Below are 1814 nucleotides of genomic sequence, written 5' to 3' on the forward strand. Positions count from 1 at the left end.
AATATGTTTCTGTAGACAGATGCGATCGCCCTTGGTATTTAACCGAGCGGTGATTATTCACCCTAAAGAAACATCGCTTTTAGCCTGGTAATTTGTTAATATTTGTACACAGATCGGGGACAGCGGCACAGGTGCAAACCGATCAGAATTCTCAGGGAAGAACAGAGCAGACGAGCCGATCGTACCAGAAAATGCTTATAAATTTCTTGCACTGATGCTCAAAGGCAAGCATATTGTGAATATCGAACTTTTAAAAGAAAACCTAGAACAACTTAAAAAACGTCCTAATTCGAGCAAAGGAACGATCGACCAAATCGAAAACTGGTTAGCCGGTTCCCACCTTTTGCAGAGATTGCGGATTAACCCTTTCTACGTAGCAGGCGATTTAGTCAAGAATATTAAAGAAATTACTTCGGAGTTTCTGTACGGAGTAAAAGCCGGCACATTTGATTTGCACTGGGACATTCACTGCCCGCACTGCAACATGATTACAGAGGAATTTAAGGATTTGGCAGGCGCATCGGAAATTTCTTTCTGCCCGATGTGCGATCGCGAGTTTAACATAGATTTGCTCGATCGCGTCGAAGTGACTTTTTCGCTCAACAAAGAAATCGAAAATCCGAAACTGCGGCCCGTCTGTGCTCCGCCTCCAGTAATTCAGAACAAACTGCAACTGGTAACGCCTTTATGCTGTACCGAATCGGAGATACTTACCTTAGAAAACGGTAGATACCGCTACTGCTGTCCCCTGACTTTAGCTAAGGGAATTTTAAAAGTTGAAGGCGAAGCAACAGCAGACTTACAAGAAATTAAACTCACGCAGTTGCAGGGAAAACATTTTGACAAAAAAGAGCTAGTTATCCGTCCGGGAAAAGTCAAAATAGAATTAACTAATCAGGGACACAATTTGTCTGGACTAATTTTGTATCTCGATGAATTGCCCGATGAACTGACATTAGAACAACTGCCTTTGCGGCTGTCAGGAATCCAACTGATTCATCACCCAGATTACAAGCAGTTGTTCGGCGAACAAGCGCTTTCAGAAAGAGAGCGAGTCAAGATTAGGGCGATTACTATCATGTTTACCGATATTACCGGTTCTACCAGAATGTACGAAACACTGGGAGATACAAAAGCTTACAATATTGTGCGCGATCATTTTGAAATTTTCTTTGAGTCGGTCGAGCAATGCGGCGGCAAAGTCATTAAAACCATCGGCGATGCTGTCATGGCTTCTTTTATCAGCAACGAACAAGCGATCGGGGCTGCCGCCGCTGCTGCGGCCAGTTTCAGAAAGTACAACTCAAATCGCCCGCAACAAGAGTGGATCAGAGTCAAAATTGGTATTCACCGAGGAACGGCTTTGCTGGTAAATCTGAATAATGCGATCGACTATTTCGGTTCCACAGTCAACAAAGCAGCCCGGATTCAAAATCTCTCTAAAAGCGACGAAGTTTCATTTTCCCAAGAAGTTTATGAAGATCCACAATTTTTAACAGCATTAACAGCTACAGGAGTGTCGGAAATTCAAAAACGAGCTGAGGATTTAAAGGGAATACAAGGGGCGCAAGTCGCTTATACTGCTAGAATTAATACTGAATCGGTAATTGCGCTGTCTGCTGGAGGGGTCGCTAAAATAAGCTAACTTGGCAAGCAAATATACTGGGTTATTGCCAGCCTTTGGTTGGAATTTCGGCAACAGCAAACGGGTAGGGAAACTCCAAGAGCCAAAGGCGTGTCAACTTAACGTAAAACCGACCGTCTCTCTCGTTTATAGCCGAGTCTCGATCCCCCCTAGCCCCCCTTAATAAGGG

Annotated in this window: 1 protein-coding gene; it reads left to right on the top strand. The window is 43.9% G+C overall.

Features of this window, described 5'->3' with window-relative positions; genetic code table 11:
- Positions 1–235 precede the first annotated feature (235 nt).
- Positions 236–1645: an adenylate/guanylate cyclase domain-containing protein gene (locus IQ270_RS30010; protein WP_193976742.1), complete on the top strand. Its 1410-nt coding sequence runs from the start codon at positions 236–238 to the stop codon at positions 1643–1645.
- Positions 1646–1814: the final 169 nt, after the last annotated feature.

The sequence above is a fragment of the Microcoleus sp. LEGE 07076 genome (genome assembly GCF_015207455.1).
GTDB lineage: Bacteria > Cyanobacteriota > Cyanobacteriia > Cyanobacteriales > Microcoleaceae > Microcoleus.